This is a genomic window from Mycobacterium branderi (assembly GCF_010728725.1).
GTDB classification, from domain to species: domain Bacteria; phylum Actinomycetota; class Actinomycetes; order Mycobacteriales; family Mycobacteriaceae; genus Mycobacterium; species Mycobacterium branderi.
The window spans coordinates 1,414,819-1,432,030 of sequence record NZ_AP022606.1; the positions used below are offsets into that span (position 1 = coordinate 1,414,819).

Sequence of the window (17,212 nt, forward strand, 5' to 3'; positions counted from 1 at the left end):
GGGCGGCGACCGCACTCCCAAGGGAGCGGCTATTGTATGGACCAGCTCGCATTGCTAGCGTTCCAGCCACCGAGCTACCAGTGGGAGACCATCGCGATGTCGCTGCAGGACGGCCGCTACCCGGCTATACCCGAGCTGGCCGACGGCTGGCGCCTGGAGCGGCTCACTCCGCCGAGCCGGCTGTTCGGCGCCAACGGCCTGCGCACCGGGCCGGACGGCCGCGTGTATATCGCGCAGGTGACCGGCAGCCAGATCACCGCGTTGGATCTCGACACCGGCCGGCTGGACACCATCAGCCCCAAGGGCGGCGACATCGTCGCACCCGACGACGTGGCGTTCGATCCGGCGGGGAACCTCTACGCGACCGAGGTGATGGACGGGCGCGTCAGCGTCCGCGACACGCGCGGCCACACCCGCGTGCTGCGCGACGACCTGCCATGCGCCAACGGGATCACGTTCCATGGTGACCGGCTGTTCATCGGTGAATGCCGGGCAGGCGGACGGCTTTTGGAACTCGACCTGAATGGCGCCCCGCCGCGGGTGCTGCTGGACGACGTGCCGTCGCCCAACGCGATGGAGGTCGGTCCGGACGGATTGCTCTACTTCCCGGTGATGGGGGCCAACGAGATCTGGCGGGTCGATCCCGAGGGCAATGAAACCCAATGCGTGGCACGCGGTCTGGGTGTGCCCGATGCGGTGAAGTTCGACAGCGCGGGGCGCATCGTCTCGACCCAGGTGGCCAGCGGTCAGGTGTTGCGCATCGACCCGCGGACCGGCGAGCAGACCGTGTTGGCCGAACTCAATCCCGGCCTGGACAACCTCACCTTCGTCGGTGATCGGTTGTTCGTCTCGAACTTCACCGGTGAAATCACCGAGATCACCGGCGTCGGCGCAACGCGCACCGTGCTGCCCGGTGGGCTGAACTGGCCGCTGGATCTGGCCGTCGGCGCGGACGGCAACCTCTACATCGCCGACGGCACGTTCTTCTACGTGTTGCTTCCCGACCGCAGCGTGCGGACCGTGGGCATGCTGTTCACGCCCGGCTATCCCGGCTTCCTGCGCGGCGTGGCGCCGAGCGGCCCCGGCGAGTTCGTGGTCACGACGTCGGGTGGCCAGGTTGCGCGCTACCGGCCCACCGGTAGCGAAACCACCGTTCTCGCAGACGGATTCGACCCGCTTTACGGCGTCGCGACGTCCAGCGACGTGGTCGTGGTTGTCGAGCAGGGAACCGGGCGGCTGCTGTCGATCCGGGGCGGCGGGGTCGAGGTGCTCGCCTCCGGCCTACGCGAACCGGTGGGGGTGGCCATGGCTCCCGACGGCGGCTGGCTGGTCTCCGAGGCTGGCCGGGTGGTTAAGGTCAGCGACGCCCACACCGAAACGGTGCTCGACGATCTGGTGTCGCCGCAAGGCATCCTGGTGCGCGACGCGCAGTTGTATGTCGTCGACGCCGGCACCAAGTCGCTGATCGGCTACGACCTCCGCCATCGTTCCCGCAGCACGATCGCCGCGGGCCTGCCCGTCGGCGCCCCACCCGGCGTGACGCCCAAACCCCTGAAGGGCATGCCGCCGTTCTCCGGTCCACAGGGCCCGTTCGCAGGCATCGCCGCCGGACCCGATGGCACGCTGTATGTCTCGGCCGACGGCGACGGCAGCGTACTCGCGATTCAGCGGAAGAATCGTCATGGCTGACGGCGATCACCGCTACCTGCAGGTTGCGCGGACGCTCCGTAAGGAAATCGTCGACGGCGTCTACCCGGTCGGGTCGCAGCTACCCACCGAACATCAACTGTGCGAGCGGTTTTCGGTCAGCCGCTACACGGTTCGGGAAGCGCTGCGGCGCCTGCGCGACGACAACCTCGTGGCCTCGCGGCCCCGGTCCGGCACGCTGGTCGTCCCGCGGCCATCCGCGGATTCCTATGTGCAGGACGTCGTCTCGATCAACGACCTCCTGGCTTTCGCAACGGGCGCGCAATTCGCGATCGAGTCCACCAAGATGGTCACGATTGACGACGATCTGGCAACCCGGACCGGCCTGGCCCCCGGCGAAGAATGGTTGGCGGTCCGCGGGTTTCGGCGCGTCGAGGGCGCGGATTTTCCGTTGTGCCGAACCGAGTACTACATCAATCGGGCGTTCGCTGCGGTGGGCCGGCTGTTGCAACGCCACACCGGGCCGATCTTTCCGTTGATCGAGGATCTGTTCGGGTTGAGCATTGTCGAGGTGCGCCAGGAGATCGCCGCGGTGTTGATCCCTGCCGAACTGGCCGGCGATCTCAGCGTCGAGCCCGGATCGCCGGCGCTGGAAGTGCACCGCACTTACACCACGTCGGACGGCGAAGTCGCCCAGGTCACGATCAACACGCATCCGGCGTCGCGGTTCCGGCACTCGATGACGATGCGACGTGTGCGCGGTTAGATTTCCATGGAATGACTAACGACGCGAGGCTGATCGGACGGCACCGCTGGGATGCCGGTGACGCCTACGCCCGCGGCTGGTGGGTTCACTCCACGCTGGCGGACGCGCTAGCCGAGGCCGCGCAGCGCACGCCGCGCAGGGTGGTGCTCGTCGACGGCGAACACCGGCTCGACTGCCAACGCCTCTACGAACAGGCGACGGCCTTGGCGCGGTACCTGGTGACCCGCATGCCGGAGGGCAGTGTGGTCTCGTTCATGCTGCCCAACTGGTACGAGGCCGCGATCATCTACCTGGCGGCGACACTGGCCGGAATGGTGGTGAACCCCATCCTGCCGTCGCTGCGGGACCGCGAGTTGAGGTTCATTCTCAAGGACGCCGGCAGCCGGATAGTCTTCGTGCCATCTGTTTTCGGGAAGCACGACTATGCGGCGATGCTGGAACGGGTTGCGGCACAGCTGACATCGCCGCCCGAGATTGTGGTGGTGCGTGGCGACGCACCGCTGCCCGAAGGCCGAGCTCAGCTGCCCGCGCTCAACCCGCATGCCGTGCGCATGCTCCTCTACACTTCGGGCACCACCGGTCGGCCGAAAGGTGTGCTGCACAGCCATAATTCGATGCATGCGCTGATCTGCCAGATCCGCGATTTCTGGCAGGTGCAGTCCGGTGACACGTTTCTGGTTCCGTCGCCGATCGCGCACATCGGCGGCTCGATTTATGCCTTCGAGTGCCCGCTGCTGCTGGAGACCACCGCCGTGCTGATGGATCGTTGGGACGCCGGCGAGGCCGTCGCCCTCCTGCGGGCCGAGCGCTGCACCCACATCGCCGGTGCCACCCCGTTTTTGGAACAACTGGTGGCTGCCGCAGAGCGCGCCGGTACCCGACTGCCCGACTTGAAGTTGTTCGTGTGCGGCGGAGCGTCGGTATCGCCGTCGTTGATCCGCGCGGCGGCCGGGTATTTCGAGCGGGCAACGGTCACCCGTGTGTACGGTTCGACCGAAGTGCCGGTCACCACCGTCGGGTCCGGGGCGGACCTCGAGCACGCCGCCGATACCGACGGCCGCGCCGGCATCGCCGAGGTCAAACTCGACAACGATGAGATTTGCGCGCGCGGGCCCCAAATGCTCGTCGGTTACCTGCATCCCGAGGACGAGAACGACGCCTTCGACACCGACGGCTACTTCCGCACCGGCGACCTGGGGCGCTGGGTGGACGGCGACTACCTGGTGGTCACCGGGCGGGTCAAGGACATCATCGTCCGCAACGGAGAAAACATCTCTCCCAAAGAGATCGAGGACATCCTCATCGGCCATCCGGCGATCGCCGAAGTCGCCGTCGTCGGCCTGCCCGACAACCGTACCGGGGAGCGCGCATGTGCGGTCATCGTCCCCACCGATTTGCCGAGCCCGGACGTGGCGAGCCTGCGCAGCTTTCTGCAGGAGCAGGGGCTGGCCCGGTTCAAAGCACCCGAGCAGGTGGCGATCTGGACCGAATTGCCCCGCAACGATGCGGGCAAGGTGCTCAAGCACCAAATCAAGGCGACGTTGATGAAGGCGGGCGGGTGAGATGCAGGTAGCGATCGTGACCGGGGCGACCGGCGGCATCGGTTTCGGCTGTGCGACCAAGCTGGCCGACGCGGGCATCGCGATCCTGGCAACAGGACGCAACGAGGCCAAGCTTGCCGAATTGAGCGCCATCATAGGCAATTCCGACGTTGTCACCGTTGCAGCAGATCTGACCGCCGACGACGCGCCGCGCCGCATTGTCGACGCCGCCGTCGAACGCTGGGGCCGTGTCGACTTTCTGGTCAACAATGCGGGAGTGGGCAATCCGAAGCCGCTGCACGAAACCGACGACGCGACATTGGATTACTTCCTCGACGTGATGCTGCGCGCGCCGTTTCGGCTCGCCCGACAGGTGCTGCCGCACATGCAGCCCGGCTCGGCCATCATCAATATCACGTCGACGTTCGCGGTGGTGGGCGGATTGCGGGGCGGCGCGTACTCGGCCGCCAAGGGCGGACTGACCGCACTGACCACCCACATCGCCTGCCAGTACGGATCCCAGGGGATTCGGTGTAACGCTGTGGCTCCCGGCGTGATCCAGACAGCGATGACCGAGCACCGGCTGGCCGACGAACGGTTCCGCCGGATGAACACCGAGATGACGCCGCATCAGCGGCTGGGCACCGTCGACGACGTCGCGAGCACCGTCGCGTTCTTGTGCTCGCCCGGCGGCAGTTTCATCAACGGCCAGACCATCGTGGTCGACGGCGGATGGAGTTCGACGAAGTACTTGTCGGACGCTTAGGGCAGCCTGGTGAACCTCTTCACGATCCTCGACCAGACTGCGATCCGCTTCCCGGACCGCGGCGCGGTGTATCACGGGGAGCGCCTGTTCTGCACGTGGCACGAGCTGCGCGAGCGCGCACTGCGCCTGGCCGGCTCACTACGAGCGGCGGGCGCGCGCATCGCGATCGCCAGCGAAAACCGCCCGGAGATCGTGGAGTTGCTGTTCGCGATCTGGGCGGCCGAGTGTGTGGCAGTCCCGATCAACTACAAGCTGCATCCACTCGAGATGGCGCAGATCCTGGCAGATTCAGGTGCGTCACAGGTGTTCGCGTCGCCGGCGATCGCGGAGGGGCTGGCCCCCGTCGTGCCCGTGCCGATAGAAGTCCTTGGGACAGAGGGGTATTCACGGCTGCTCACCGCTGCACTGGCCAGCCCGCCGTGCACCGACCCTTCGACACTGGCGTGGCTGTTCTACACCAGCGGTACCACCGGGCGGGCCAAGGGCGCCATGCTGACGCACCGCAGCCTGCTCGCCATGACAATCGCCCACCTCGCCGATATCGACGCGCCCGACGAGCGTTGCAGCTTTGTCCACGCCGCACCGATGTCGCACGGCTCGGGCTTATACATCCCGGCTTACGTGCTGCGCGGCGCCCGCCAAGTGGTGCCGGCCGGCGGTGCATTCGACGCGAACGAATTCCTCGACCTGTGCGATCGCCATCCCGGTTGCAGCACCTTCCTCGCCCCAACGATGGTGCAGCGCTTGGTCGATACCGGCCGCGCCTGCCCGCGGCAGCTGCGGACGATCGTCTACGGCGGCGGCCCGATGTACGTGGACAGCATCAAGAAGGCGCTGGCGGCATTCGGCACGGTCTTCGCACAGATCTACGGTCAGGGTGAGGCTCCGATGACCATCACCGGTCTGCGCCGGGCGGATCACGAAGACGCCGACGACGCGGTGCTGGGCTCGGTCGGATATCCGCGCTCAGGCGTGGAAGTCGCGGTGCTGCGCGATGACGGCACTGCGGCGGCGGTGGGTGAGATCGGTGAAATCGCCTGTCGCGGTGATGTCGTCATGTCCGGATACTGGAAGAATCCCGATGCCACCCGCGAGACGCTCCAAGGGGGCTGGCTGCGCACCGGCGATCTGGGGTTCTTCGACGCGCGAGGCTATCTGACCCTGTGCGACCGCTCCAAGGATGTGGTGATCAGCGGCGGCAGCAACATCTATCCGCGCGAGGTGGAGGAGGCGCTGCTCGAACACCCGGGCGTATCGGAGGCCTGCATCGTCGGGCAACCCGACGCGGAGTGGGGCGAGATCGTGGTCGCGTTCGTGGTGGGTACGGCCGGCGCTGACGACCTCGACGCTCATCTGCTGCAACGCATCGCCCGTTTCAAACGCCCCAAGCGTTACCTCTTTGTGGACCAACTACCGAAGAACAGCTACGGCAAGGTCCTAAAACGAGAATTGAAACAGGAGCTGCGACAACAGCTCACCTGATCCGCAAGCACTTTTGATCATGGCGCGGTTTAGCAGTGCCATCGCGGCGCCTGACGCAGACAATCCGACGGATGACATCGACAACGACCGACGTATCGATCCAGCACGAGAAGGAACATCTCCGCACCACTGCTGACGGCGACTTGAGCGAGCAGATCCCGCTTCGGGATTCGTTGCTGGTGGCGGTCACCGCGGGGCTGGGGTACAGCTTCGATGCTTACGCGGTGAACATCTACGGGCTGGTTCTCCCGCTGATCGCCGTCAGCTTTGCAGTCGACCTCACCACACTGGGCTTCATCGGCTCGATTTTCCTCGTCGGTTACATGGTCGGCACGATCGGCTTCGGCATCGCGGCGGACCGCTGGGGCCGCAAGGACACCCTCGGCGTGTCGATCCTCCTCTACGGGGCCACCACGTCCCTTGGCGGACTGACCGCCAACATCCCGCTCTTCGCGGCGCTGCGGTTTCTCACCGGTGTGGGCGGCGCCGGGGAACTGGCGGTTGGCGCGCCGTACACGTGCGAGATGTTTCCACCGCGGTACCGCGCGCTCGGCGTCGGCGGAATCATGTTCTCGCTCTTCTCATTCGGCTACATCCTTGCCGGATTGGCGGCCCTCTACATCGCACCCCGGTTCGGCTGGCAATGGACCTTCATTGTCGCGATCGTCCCTGCGGTGGCGGTCTTCGCCCTGCGGCGCCATGTGCAAGAGTCGGTCCGCTACGCCATTCAGAAGGCCGATGAAAAGATCCGGGCCGCTCAGGAACTCGAGCGTTCTGCACGGGCGAAGGAGCGGGTCTGGCGAATCGCGGGTGTGCGCAAGCGGATCGGCATCGGGTGGCTGTTGTACACGGCGAATGCGACCGGCTATTGGGGGCTTAGCGTCTTCCTCACGACGTTCATGGTGAAGAAATTCGGCGTCTCGCCAACCTCTGCGATCGGCTATGCGATCGGATTCTATGTGGCCCAGTTCTTCTTCTCCTATCTGGGCACGGGACTTTCGGATTGGCGCGGGCGCCGGCCCGTCGGGATTGCCGGCGCGGTGCTGATGATCGCTGCCACTGTGATGGCAACGACGGCGTCCTCGCTCGGACTTTTCCTGGTGTTCGGGGCGCTGATGATGGCGTTACTCGGCTGGCTGTGGGGCGTTGGAGACACCTACGTGAGCGAACTGTTTCCGACGCGGATCCGGGGAACGGGCTTCGGGCTGGCTGTCGGAGGTGGACGATTCGCGGCCATCTTCGCCCCCTTGCTGGTGGGTGCCGGCATCACGGCTTTCGGTCCGACGATTCCGTTCCTGGCGAGCGCCGGACTCTGGCTGTTGACGATTGTCGGTTATCTGCTCGGCCCGGAGACGTCCCGCAAGTCCCTCGAACAGATCGAAGCCGAATTCGAGGCCGTGTCACGTTTGTGACTGAAAGCGGGCGCGGATACCCGCCAGCATCGCGAGGTGTGCCTCGACCGCCTCGCGCACGACCATCGCGGCCAGCGGCCGGGGCGCCGAAATCCGTAGTCGTTCCGTGACGCGGGTGCCTGCGGCGACCGGGTCGAAGCTCACCCGGCCGCTTAGGTGTACTCGAGGGAACTGGCGAGCCTCGGTGATCACGTCGCCGTCTGCGGGAACATGCAGCCGCGCCCAATAGCTGACGCGAAGATTCAGGATTCCCAACGAAATCCGGTCGACCACACGATAGGTCTGCTCGTACCCATCGGCTGTGTGAGTTCGCGATAGGGCCCGCACCGAAACAACCAGTGGATGAACGGCTTTGATGTTGTCGAGGTCGACATAGAAGTCGCGCACCACATCCGACGGCGCCGGCACCTCTTCGGACAGTGTCCGTTCCGCGTGAGTGATCCACCAGCTCATAGTCAGCGGTCACGTGCGAGGGCGTCGTCGGTCCGGGGCATAGCAGACAACTTACTGGGCGGGATCTCCGCGAGACAGGAGCCCTCAGTTCTGTTTCGCGGCGGATAAGAATCAGTGCAACGAAAACGCTTCCCTGCTGCCTGGGCCTCGTGAGACCTTGACCGGACGATGAATCCAAACCGGGACTACGACGCCAGCGACGAGCTGGAATACGGCTTCGCGGCGTTCGCGTGGCTCCTTCGGGGCGTCTACCCGCCGCCCTCCTACGCACCTGACCTCGGAGCTGCCGGCGGCACATAGTTGGCCGCGGAGTTTCGCAGCTGCCAAATCTGTGCGGGGCACAAGAGATTGACCGCGTACGAGACCAGGTAGTTGGCGGCGAACTCGTCGTTCGGCGAGATGTCATGTTTCACGTCGCCCATGACCTGGGCGTAGCCGGCGCCGTGGCTGACCTTGTCGCAGATTCCGTAGCCATAGTCGACGGCGTCGGCCGGCGTCGCAAAACTGTAGTGCCGGCGCACCGTCACGTCATAGACGTATTCGATCTCGGGCGCCGGGGCGGCATGCACTGTCGGCGATAGAGCTCCGATGGACGCGGCGCCAACGATCAAGGCGGTCGACAACTTACCGGGCTTCATGGCGGGCTCGTCTGTCCGTACACCGCGACGACCACGCTGCGGTCCAGGCTGTTCTCGGACCACACCCCGATCTGGGTGTTGGCACAGTCCGACATGATCGCGTAGTAGTCGGCCCGGTAGAACCAATTGCCGATGACGTCAAGGCCGTTGATCGCCAACGACCGGTTGATGGCCACTGTCTCGGCGACCGTGCCGTGATAGCCCGCGTCCCGGGCGCGGTCCTGCGCTGTCGACCCGTCAGACCCGAGATCACCGTCGAGGGCGGGGTTGTCGAGCAGGTCGAGGGTGTGACGTTGCGCGGCCGACTGCAGCTGCGGGTTGGTCCGCAGGTCGGTCGTGCAGCCGGCGTGCTTCTTGATCGTGTCGATATTGACGACGACGCCGTTGTTGAGCCGCGAATTGTCCGCAGCAGCGACCGGTGCGACGACCGCACCCGGTGCGATCAGTGCAGCAATGACAGCGAGCGGGATTTTCATGATGCGTTAGCGGATGCTCGCCGCGAGATCGCCGGACATCGCGCCCAGTTGCCGGCTCCACGTCGACCAGCCGTTGTCTCCGCCGCCGCCCAAATCGAAGTGACCGTTGCGTCCCCCTGCGTCTCGGTAGTGGGAGTAGAACGTCACGTTGGTGCCCTGCGCGATGTCGGGGTAGCCGATCATCGCCGCCTGGTCACTGGGTGCGCCGCTGCCCGGGCTGTAGACCCACAGCCGGGTGTTGTTGTCCACCAGCAGCTGAATGTTCTGGTTCGGGGAATGCCACTTCCAGCGGCCCAGTTGCGGTGCACCCCACATGTTGTCGGTGTCGACGCCGCCGCCTTGCTTCAAACCGGCGGTGATGGCCCCGTCCACCCCGGTGCGTTCGGGCGCAAGAAACCCGGACAGCGACCCGGCGTAGCGGAATCGATCGGGGTGGAAGGCGGCGAGTGTTGCGGCCGCGTAGCCGCCTTGCGCGGCGCCGACCACGCCGTGGCCGCCGGGCGCGAGCCCCTTGTTGGCGGCCAGCCAGTCCGGCAGCTCGCGGGACAAAAACGTGTCCCACTGTCGGCTGCCGTCCTGCTCCCAATCGGTGTACATGCTGTAGGCCCCACCGGCCGGCGCCGCCACCGAAATCCCCCTTCCGGCAAGCGTGTTCATCGCGTTGCCGGCGGTCACCCAGTTGCTGACGTCCGGGCCGGCGTTGAACGCGTCGAGCAGATACACCGCGTGGGGTCCGCCGCCCAGGAAGGCGACTGGAATATCGCGGCCCATCGCCGCGGAGGGCACCATCAAAGTCTCGTAGTTGGCGGCGCGGGCGACGCCGAACCCGGATAGCAGTGCGAGGGCGCAAACCACGTGGAGGGCCACCGACAAGCGCTTCACGGACATCTCATTTCTCCCTGACTCATACCGGATCGAACTGCGAGATGAGCCATCGGTCATCGACCTTGTCCAGGGCCAGGCGCACACTGGAGGTCGTCGCTGTGGGCGCATCGTTGCCGATGGTGGTGGTCTGATTGATGAAAACCAGCACCACAGCGTGGTTTTGGGTTGCGGACACCGACGCCGCCGCCGGCACAGTGGCGACAGCCGAGATATGCTGCTGCTTGGCGCCCGGCGCAACGACGTCACTGACCAGCTGTGTGTACTGCTGACGGAAGCCACCGGTGAGGCGGTCGGCAGCACCGGCCAAGTCGCGTTCGACGGTGTCTGCCCGGTAGGACAAGATCGCGATGGTGCTGTCCGTGGCGGCTCGAACGGACTGCTCGGCCGCGGCCTGTGATTCGCGCGCCGAACCGTCGAACCACTTCAGATAGCCGTCCCCCAACGCGAGGAGCAATGCCACGGCGGGCAGCACCCCGTAGGCCACCAGGCGAGTGGTCTGGTTACTCATGGCACGAACTCGACATCGGAGACCTTGGCGCTGTCATCGGTTTTCTGCACGCTGATCCGTAGTCGCCATCTGCGCGGCTCTTGTTCGGGCACAGCGGCGGTCGATGTTTTCACCGATACTGCGACGAGCACTTGCGCCTGGTCATCGGCCTCGGACAACAGCGCGGCTTCCTCAGCGGTGCCTTCAGATTTCGACTGCACCTTTTTGACTACGTCGACGAACGGCTGAGACCTCTTCTGGAAATCATCCCGGAACGTGCCGGTCGCAGATTCCAGGATTCGCCGGATGTCGGCGTCGACGTTTGCGTGATCGATCGTGGTGAGGTTGACCGCAGCCTGACGGGCGACTTGCACGTAGAGGTTGCGCTGCGCCAGCGACTTGCGGTCTTGGTAGGTGTGGTACCCCAGCCAGCCACCTACCCCGGCTAAAGCCGAGACAACCAAGAGGCCGACCGTGATCACTGCACGTATATCCGAAAATCGTTGTTGCGCAGGCTTTTCGAGTGAGTCGGCTAGCTGCTCGGCGGTATCAGCATGCTCTGCCATGTCTTGCCTTTCGTGCTGTCGGCCAGGTCGGACTGGGTGGCGGGGCGGCCGTCGGGGCCCACGTAGCGCCCGGTGACCGCGTCGTAGGGGACGAAGGTGACGGGCGGGTACTGGGGCACGCCCTGGCCGGTGAGCGTGGCGTTGGGATCGCCCTTCCAGTTGAGGCCGTCGTTGAGGGGGACGTACTCCTCGTCGCTTTCGCACAGCTCGACTGTCGGCGCGCGCTTGCCGGGCTTGCTCTCGCACGGGATGTTGCGCACGCCACGGACATTCATGTCGGAGTCCTGTGGGATGCGGCAATACAGCTCGCCGGCGGGCCGGTCGGGATAGTCCTGCATCGACGGCGTGCGCTGCTGTTGAACCGGCAGGAAACCGGTGTTGCACGGCGGCGGCAGATTGAGGTTGAGGTTGAAGTCGAGGTAGACGCCCTTGTAATCCTGCTTGCTGTCGGAGTCGGGCAACGCGATCGCCGACATCACGGCGGTCCCCTGCGGGAAGAGCACCAGCAGCTGCTCGAGGTCGTTGCGGTAAGTGACCGCGATGTTGCCCAGGCTCACCAGGTTGGCCAGCAGGACCGGCAGCGCGGGAGCGAGCCGGTCGAACATGGCCGTGCCTTCGTGCAGCGCCGGACCCCCGACGTCGAGCAGATCGGCGAACGCCGCGTCCTGTGCTTTGAGCTGGCCGGTGATCGAGTTCATCCGATGCGCCCAGGTGGCGATCGAATCCGAGGTCCGCACTTGGGAATCGAGCACCGGCGGGGATTGGTCGATCAACGCGGCGAGCGGGTGGGTGGTGTTGGCTGCATCGATCGCCAACGCCGTCGATCCGTCGACGATCCGCGACAGTTCCGGTCCCAGTCCGGCGACCGCTTTGGCGCTTTCGTCGACAACCGTATGCAGATTGTCTTGCGGGATCGCCTGCAGCGCCTTGTTGGTCGCGTCGAGCAGGAAGCCGATGTCAACGGGCACCTGCACCTTGCCGAGCGGGATCACGTCGCCGTCGCTCAGTTTGGGTCCCGCGCCGTCGTGCGGTGTCAGTTCGAGGAACTGCTCACCGACGGCCGAGCGGCTGTGCACGGCGGCGGTGACGTTGGCCGGAATCGCGATGCCCGAGTCCAGCGTCAGCGTTGCGCGAACGCCGTTGTGGGTGACATCGATCGACTTGACGCTGCCGACTTCGCTGCCGCGGTAGTTCACCACGGACGTCGGGTACAGCCCGCCGGACGTGGGCAGTTCGACCGTCACCGTGTACCGCCCGATCCCCAACAGCGCCGGGACTTTGACAAACCCGAACGCCATCACGCCGACGGCAATGACGGTGACCGCCGCGAGAATCGCCAACTGCGTCCAGATGCGTCGAGACAACCGCAGCATGCTAGTAGCCGCCGAAGTGGTAGGGCGCAATCAACGGATTGGCCGCGGTGTACGGACTGGGCATCTGGCCGATCGTGCGGCCCCACTGCAGCTCGAGTTCGGTGAGGTTGCCCTCCCATCGCGTCCCGGTGAAAAAGCCGCTGTCGATTCGGCTCAAGGTCAAATCGATCACAAGCGTGATGTTGGCGAAGTCACCACGAAACCAGTTGGCCACGTTGCTCTTCACCCACGGGTAGGTCGACAAGAAGTCCAGGCCCTTGGTCAGAGCTGGCCCGGCATTGGCCAGTTCGCGCAATGCCGGAGCTATGTTGCGCAGGTTGCCTGCGAGCGACTCCTTGGTTTGCCCGATTGTCGAGGCGGCGACGGCGCTGAACTTGCCCACTGCATCGATGGCGTCGGCCAACTTGTTTCGCGAATCCGACAGCACGGCCAGCGCCTGCGGGATTGTGGTGAGCGCCTTGTCGACGGTCTTGTCTTTTGCGGCGACCTGCCCGGCCAGCGAGTTGAGACTCTCGGTGGCCGCGATGATGTCGTCGGTCTGGGCGTGCAACTGCGCAATGAAGGTGTCCAATTGGGATAGCAGGCTGCGCATTTCGTCTTCGCGGCCCGCCAATGCCGTTGCGAACGCCTGGTTGATCTCCTGCAGATGACCCAGGCCGCCGCCGTTGAGCAGAATCGACACCGACGCCAGCGTCTGCTCGGTGGTCGGGTAGGTGGCGGCTCGGAAGAGCGGAATCACGGAGCCGTCCTTGAGTTCGCCCTGTGGTTGCTCGTCGATGGGCGGTGCCAATTCGATGTGCATGGATCCCAGCAGGCTGGTCTGGCCGACCTTGGCGGTGCTGTTGGCGGGAAGATGGACATCGCCGTTGATCCGCATCGTCACCAGCGCATGCCAGTCCTGTACCTCGATCTTGGTGACGTTGCCAACGTTCACATCGGCGACCCGGACCCGGGTGTTCGGTTGGATGACAACGACATCGGGCAACTGGGCCTGGATGACGTAGGAGCCTTTGCCGGTGCCTTCGGTTCCGGGCAGGCGCAGTGAATTGAGTCCCCGCCACTGGCAGCCGGTCGTCACCCACAGGCACGAAACGACAAGCGCCGCCACCATCATGCGTCTCATGGCGAGCCGTCCGGTGGCGTGGGCGGCGGCAGCATCAGCCCCGCTAGCCCTTGGCTGGGATCGACGGACTGAGCGGAGTGCGGGTTGAGCCAGTCTTCGCTGTACGTGATCTCGTTGGGCCGTGCCGAGGCGCCCACGAACGGGTTGATACCGACCGGCGGGAAGTTGTATTGGCGGTTCTTGATGATCGGGGCCAGGTACTGGACGCACAGCTTTGCCGATTGCTGGGCGCCCACCCGTGCTGCAGCTTGAATTGCACCGCAGAGGAATTGGACGGTATCGGCGAAGTTGACCGGCGCCAGGATGCCCGTGACCGCGCTCTGGGCGGGTTGGTAGATGTTCATGAAATTCTGGAACACCGTCGGCGCGATGTGCAGGGTCTGCTTGATGTCACCCCGGCTGTCGTTCATCGCGGTGGTGATCGCGTTGAGGTGGTCGAAGGTGGTGCCGAGGGCTTCCCGGTTCTCGGCGACGAAGCCGCGCAGGTCGTTCACCGCGTCGTCCACGCCCTGCATCGCCTGGGCCCACTCGTTGGGGGTATCGGACAGCACGGTTGTGATGTCGGCCAGGTTGTTGTTGAACGCGGCCAGCAGATCACTGCTCGAGGACAGCGCGGATACCAGCAACTGCAGGTTGCGCACCGTGCTGAAGATGTCTGTGCTGTGGTCGCCGAGCGCCGAAACCGCCTGTGAGAGTTTGATGACCGTGTCGCGTGCGGTGTCACCCTGGCCGCGCAGGTTGGCTGCTGTGGTGTCGATGAATCTGCCCAGTGCGCTGGGCCCGCCGGGCGTGGTGGGCTGCAAGGAGTCGGTCAGCTTCTCGAGCTGCTTGCGCAGGTCGTCCCACTCGACGGGAACCGCGGTGCGCTCCTGGGGAATGGTCGCGCCGTCGGCGAGTTTCGGCCCGCCGGAGTAGGCGGGCACGAGTTGGATTGCGCGAGCGGTAACCAGTGACGGCGACAGTATCGCCGCGCGGACGTCGGCGGGCACCGGGTGGTGCGTGTCGACCGTGAAGGTGACCTTGGCCGCGTCAGGCTGCGGATCGATGTGCTCCACGGTCCCGACGGCGACTCCGAGAATCCGGACTTCGTCACCGGTGTAGAGGCCGTTGGTGTTGGCGAAGTAGGCGACATAGGTGTTTCTGCTGAGGTGCTTCCACCACGGCGTGGCCACCGTGGTGATCGCGACACCGAGGGTCAGCACCAAGCTGATCGCCGTCGCAATCCGCACGGCGCGCGGATGTTTCGCAATCACGGTCAATGGCCTCCGCTCGCCGGCACTTCGCCGGGCGCCGGCACATAGATCGGCGTCGGCGCCGGCACCGGCGCTGAGTTGGCCGGCGGGCCCGGCGGTGGCCCACCGGGAGGGGGCGCGGGTGCCGGTTCCCGGTAGGGGTAGCGCGGATCGCCGAGGTTGCCCGTGATCGCGTCGGGCAGCGTCCGGTTCGGCTCGCCGCCTTGACCGGTGCGCGGATAGGGCAGCGGCAGCGGCGGTGTGCCGGGCTGGCCGGTGGGCGGGTCGACCAGTTGCGACGGCAGCAGCACGTTGGGGTCAAGTCCCAGATCGGAGAATGCGGCGTCGATGAACGGCTGGGCGAACTGGCCGGGCACCAGGTTGACCAATGAGGCCTTGAAGAACGGGCCGGATCCCAGCACTTCGCCGAACGACATCGCATATCGGCGAAGTAGGTACAGCGTGCGCTGCAGTTCCTGCTTGCGGTTGTCCAGGATTCCCAGCACGCCGTTGAGCTTCTCGAGAGCAGGCTTGAGTTGCTTGCGATTGTCGTCGACCAGACCGGAGATCTGCCGCGACGCGGCGGTGAGATTGGTCATCAGCGCGTCGACCGAATTGCGTTGCGAGAGAAGCTCGGCCAGCAGGGCATTCGCGTTGGCGACGAGGTGGGCGATCTGGTCGCTGCGCTTGCCCAGCACCGCGGTGACCTTGTTCGCGTCGCCGAGCAGGTTGCGTAGCTGCGTGTCGCGGGTGTCGAGAGTGTCGGAGAAGCGCGCGACCCCCTCCAGCGCGACTTTCAGGTCGGGTGGGGTGTCCTTGAAGGTGTCGGCCAGGGTGGTGAGCGCCGCAGACAGCTTTGTGGTGTCCAAAGCGCTGATGGTGCTTGTCAGATCGCCCAGCGCGGTGGGCAGGTCGTAGGGAGAGTGGGTGCGCTCGATCGGGATCGGACCGGTGAGCTTGCCGTCCCCGCGGGGGGTCAGCTCGAGCATCTTGGTGCCAAGCACGGTTTCGGTTTTGATGGCCGCCTCGGTCCGCTCTCCCAGTGCGACGCCGGTGCTGACCGAGAAGGTCACCAGCACCTTCGTCCCGTCCAAAGTGACGCCGGAGACCTTGCCGACCGACAGGCCCGACACCCGGACGTCACTGCCCGACTTGATGCCGCCGGCCTCTGCGAAGTAGGCGGAGTAGCCGGTGGTGCCGTTGATGAACGGAATCCTGTTGTAGGAAAAGACCGCAACCACCAGTGCGACGACGGCAAGTATCCCGACCACCCCGACAGTGATCCGGTTGCGCTCGGCGAGCGGTTTGATATGGGGTCGCTTCATTTCGGCGTGCACCGTCCCGTCGCCTGGCTCACAAGCTTGACGAACACGGGCTGGCCGTTCTTTCCGTTGACCTTGAGAATCGCGTCGCAGAGGTAGAAGCCGAAGTAGTCGCCGTAAAGACCGTTGCGGGCCAGCACCTGGTAGGCGTCGGGAAGGGTCTTGACCAGGTCGTCGACGTAGTCGTGATCGGCCTCGATCTGCCCTGCCGCCCGGTCGGTTTGCGCGACGGCGTCCTTGATCGGTTGACGAGCAACCGTCAGCAGGTCGGCGACGGAAGCCGCTGCAGCATTGATGTAGGCCACCCCCTTGGTGATGTCGGTCTTTCGTGCGGCCAATGCCTCGACAAGCTGTGAGAGGTTGTCCAACCCGGTCGAGAATTGGTCGTCGCGGGCGGCGAAGGTGTGCAGCACGGTGTTCAGGTTGGCGATCACCTCGCCGATCAACTTGTCGCGGTCGGCCAGCGTGGTGGTCAGTGCTGACGTTTGGGCTAGCACCGACGAGATCGTGCCGCCCTGGCCCTGGAACACCCGGAGCAGTTGACCTGACAGCGCGTTGACCTGGTCGGGGTCCAGCGCGCGAAACAACGGCCGGAAACCTCCGATGAGAGCGTCGACGTCGAGTGCAGGAGATGTCCGCGCCAGCGGAATCGTCTGGCCGGGCCGCAACTTTCGCGTCGAGCCCGGCCCGGCTTCGAGCGACAGGTAACGGTCACCGATGAGGTTTTCGTAACGCACCGTCGCCTTGGTGCCTTCGGTGAGCGTGAGGCCCTTGTCGACGGCGAAGTCGACGGTGACGGTGCCGTCCTTGTGCAGGGTCAGGTCCTTGACCTTTCCCACTTCGACGCCGGCGATGCGGACGAAGTTTCCGCCTTTGAGGCCCGACACGTTCGTGAACACGGCGCTGTACGAGGCCCGTTGGTCGAACCGGAACTGCCCGAAGACCGTCACCAGGACGAAGGCGAACGCAAGGCAGACAACGGTGAACAGCGCCACGCGCGTCACGGCGCGAAAGCTGATGCCTCTCATTGCTGTTCCTTAGTC

16 protein-coding genes and 1 pseudogene are annotated in these 17,212 nt (G+C 65.4%); 6 read left to right on the plus strand and 11 right to left on the minus strand.

Features of this window, described 5'->3' with window-relative positions; genetic code table 11:
• Positions 1-96 precede the first annotated feature (96 nt).
• From G6N47_RS07325 to G6N47_RS07350, 6 genes are all read left to right on the plus strand, one after another.
• A complete protein-coding gene (locus G6N47_RS07325; protein ID WP_083134131.1) occupies positions 97-1,689 on the plus strand; it encodes an SMP-30/gluconolactonase/LRE family protein in 1,593 nt (530 codons plus the stop codon).
• On the plus strand, positions 1,682-2,413 hold the full coding sequence (locus tag G6N47_RS07330) for a GntR family transcriptional regulator (RefSeq protein ID WP_083134102.1): 732 nt from the start codon (positions 1,682-1,684) through the stop codon (positions 2,411-2,413). The genes G6N47_RS07325 and G6N47_RS07330 overlap by 8 nt, the downstream gene beginning before the upstream one ends.
• 11 nt (positions 2,414-2,424) lie before the next feature.
• Complete coding sequence (locus tag G6N47_RS07335) at positions 2,425-3,975, plus strand: AMP-binding protein (RefSeq protein WP_083134103.1); 1,551 nt, start codon at positions 2,425-2,427, stop codon at positions 3,973-3,975.
• 1 nt (position 3,976) lies between these two features.
• Positions 3,977-4,720, plus strand: coding sequence for an SDR family NAD(P)-dependent oxidoreductase (locus tag G6N47_RS07340; protein ID WP_083134104.1), 744 nt, complete (start codon positions 3,977-3,979; stop codon positions 4,718-4,720).
• Positions 4,721-4,729: 9 nt separating this feature from the next.
• Complete coding sequence (locus tag G6N47_RS07345; RefSeq protein ID WP_083134105.1) at positions 4,730-6,202, plus strand: AMP-binding protein; 1,473 nt, start codon at positions 4,730-4,732, stop codon at positions 6,200-6,202.
• A 71-nt stretch (positions 6,203-6,273) separates the two neighbouring features.
• A complete protein-coding gene (locus tag G6N47_RS07350) occupies positions 6,274-7,614 on the plus strand; it encodes an MFS transporter (protein WP_083134106.1) in 1,341 nt (446 codons plus the stop codon).
• Here the strand turns inward: G6N47_RS07350 and G6N47_RS07355 are convergent.
• The 11 genes and pseudogenes from G6N47_RS07355 to G6N47_RS07410 all read right to left on the minus strand — a co-directional run bounded on the left by G6N47_RS07355 (position 7,603) and on the right by G6N47_RS07410 (position 17,197).
• A complete protein-coding gene (locus G6N47_RS07355; protein WP_083134107.1) occupies positions 7,603-8,067 on the minus strand; it encodes an SRPBCC family protein in 465 nt (154 codons plus the stop codon). The two genes, G6N47_RS07350 and G6N47_RS07355, sit on opposite strands and share 12 nt — an antisense overlap.
• Positions 8,068-8,330: 263 nt before the next feature.
• Positions 8,331-8,705 (minus strand): DUF732 domain-containing protein, encoded by a 375-nt coding sequence (locus G6N47_RS07365; protein ID WP_083134108.1) that lies wholly within the window; start codon positions 8,703-8,705, stop codon positions 8,331-8,333.
• Positions 8,702-9,181: a CAP domain-containing protein gene (locus G6N47_RS07370; protein WP_083134109.1), complete on the minus strand. Its 480-nt coding sequence runs from the start codon at positions 9,179-9,181 to the stop codon at positions 8,702-8,704. The genes G6N47_RS07365 and G6N47_RS07370 overlap by 4 nt, the downstream gene beginning before the upstream one ends.
• 6 nt (positions 9,182-9,187) lie before the next feature.
• Positions 9,188-10,063 carry an alpha/beta hydrolase-fold protein gene (locus G6N47_RS07375; RefSeq protein WP_372517479.1) on the minus strand — a complete coding sequence of 292 codons (876 nt, stop codon included), beginning with the start codon at positions 10,061-10,063 and terminating at the stop codon, positions 9,188-9,190.
• Positions 10,064-10,085: 22 nt separating this feature from the next.
• Positions 10,086-10,559, minus strand: a pseudogene (locus G6N47_RS07380) (hypothetical protein); the annotation flags it as partial.
• Between the two features lie 11 nt (positions 10,560-10,570).
• A complete protein-coding gene (locus G6N47_RS07385) occupies positions 10,571-11,035 on the minus strand; it encodes a YfgM family protein (RefSeq protein ID WP_308206209.1) in 465 nt (154 codons plus the stop codon).
• 50 nt (positions 11,036-11,085) lie between these two features.
• Positions 11,086-12,492 carry an MCE family protein gene (locus G6N47_RS07390; RefSeq protein WP_083134113.1) on the minus strand — a complete coding sequence of 469 codons (1,407 nt, stop codon included), beginning with the start codon at positions 12,490-12,492 and terminating at the stop codon, positions 11,086-11,088.
• A 1-nt stretch (position 12,493) separates the two neighbouring features.
• Positions 12,494-13,615: an MCE family protein gene (locus G6N47_RS07395; RefSeq protein ID WP_083134114.1), complete on the minus strand. Its 1,122-nt coding sequence runs from the start codon at positions 13,613-13,615 to the stop codon at positions 12,494-12,496.
• A complete protein-coding gene (locus G6N47_RS07400; RefSeq protein ID WP_276036486.1) occupies positions 13,612-14,874 on the minus strand; it encodes an MCE family protein in 1,263 nt (420 codons plus the stop codon). The genes G6N47_RS07395 and G6N47_RS07400 overlap by 4 nt, the downstream gene beginning before the upstream one ends.
• Positions 14,871-16,172, minus strand: coding sequence for an MCE family protein (locus G6N47_RS07405; RefSeq protein ID WP_139799699.1), 1,302 nt, complete (start codon positions 16,170-16,172; stop codon positions 14,871-14,873). The genes G6N47_RS07400 and G6N47_RS07405 overlap by 4 nt, the downstream gene beginning before the upstream one ends.
• Entirely contained in the window at positions 16,169-17,197 is a 1,029-nt protein-coding gene (locus G6N47_RS07410; protein ID WP_083134115.1) for an MCE family protein, read from the minus strand. Before G6N47_RS07410 ends, G6N47_RS07405 begins: the two co-directional genes overlap by 4 nt.
• Positions 17,198-17,212 lie beyond the last annotated feature (15 nt).

Excerpts from the sequence above, each read along its gene's own strand:
- G6N47_RS07325 (WP_083134131.1), top strand. The coding sequence starts at position 97 with ATGTCGCTGCAGGACGGCCGCTACCCGGCTATACCCGAGCTGGCCGAC.
- G6N47_RS07330 (WP_083134102.1), top strand. The coding sequence starts at position 1,682 with ATGGCTGACGGCGATCACCGCTACCTGCAGGTTGCGCGGACGCTCCGT.
- G6N47_RS07335 (WP_083134103.1), top strand. The coding sequence starts at position 2,425 with ATGACTAACGACGCGAGGCTGATCGGACGGCACCGCTGGGATGCCGGT.
- G6N47_RS07340 (WP_083134104.1), top strand. The coding sequence starts at position 3,977 with ATGCAGGTAGCGATCGTGACCGGGGCGACCGGCGGCATCGGTTTCGGC.
- G6N47_RS07350 (WP_083134106.1), top strand. The coding sequence starts at position 6,274 with ATGACATCGACAACGACCGACGTATCGATCCAGCACGAGAAGGAACAT.
- G6N47_RS07355 (WP_083134107.1), bottom strand. The coding sequence starts at position 8,067 with ATGAGCTGGTGGATCACTCACGCGGAACGGACACTGTCCGAAGAGGTG.
- G6N47_RS07365 (WP_083134108.1), bottom strand. The coding sequence starts at position 8,705 with ATGAAGCCCGGTAAGTTGTCGACCGCCTTGATCGTTGGCGCCGCGTCC.
- G6N47_RS07370 (WP_083134109.1), bottom strand. The coding sequence starts at position 9,181 with ATGAAAATCCCGCTCGCTGTCATTGCTGCACTGATCGCACCGGGTGCG.
- G6N47_RS07390 (WP_083134113.1), bottom strand. The coding sequence starts at position 12,492 with ATGCTGCGGTTGTCTCGACGCATCTGGACGCAGTTGGCGATTCTCGCG.
- G6N47_RS07395 (WP_083134114.1), bottom strand. The coding sequence starts at position 13,615 with ATGAGACGCATGATGGTGGCGGCGCTTGTCGTTTCGTGCCTGTGGGTG.
- G6N47_RS07405 (WP_139799699.1), bottom strand. The coding sequence starts at position 16,172 with ATGAAGCGACCCCATATCAAACCGCTCGCCGAGCGCAACCGGATCACT.
- G6N47_RS07410 (WP_083134115.1), bottom strand. The coding sequence starts at position 17,197 with ATGAGAGGCATCAGCTTTCGCGCCGTGACGCGCGTGGCGCTGTTCACC.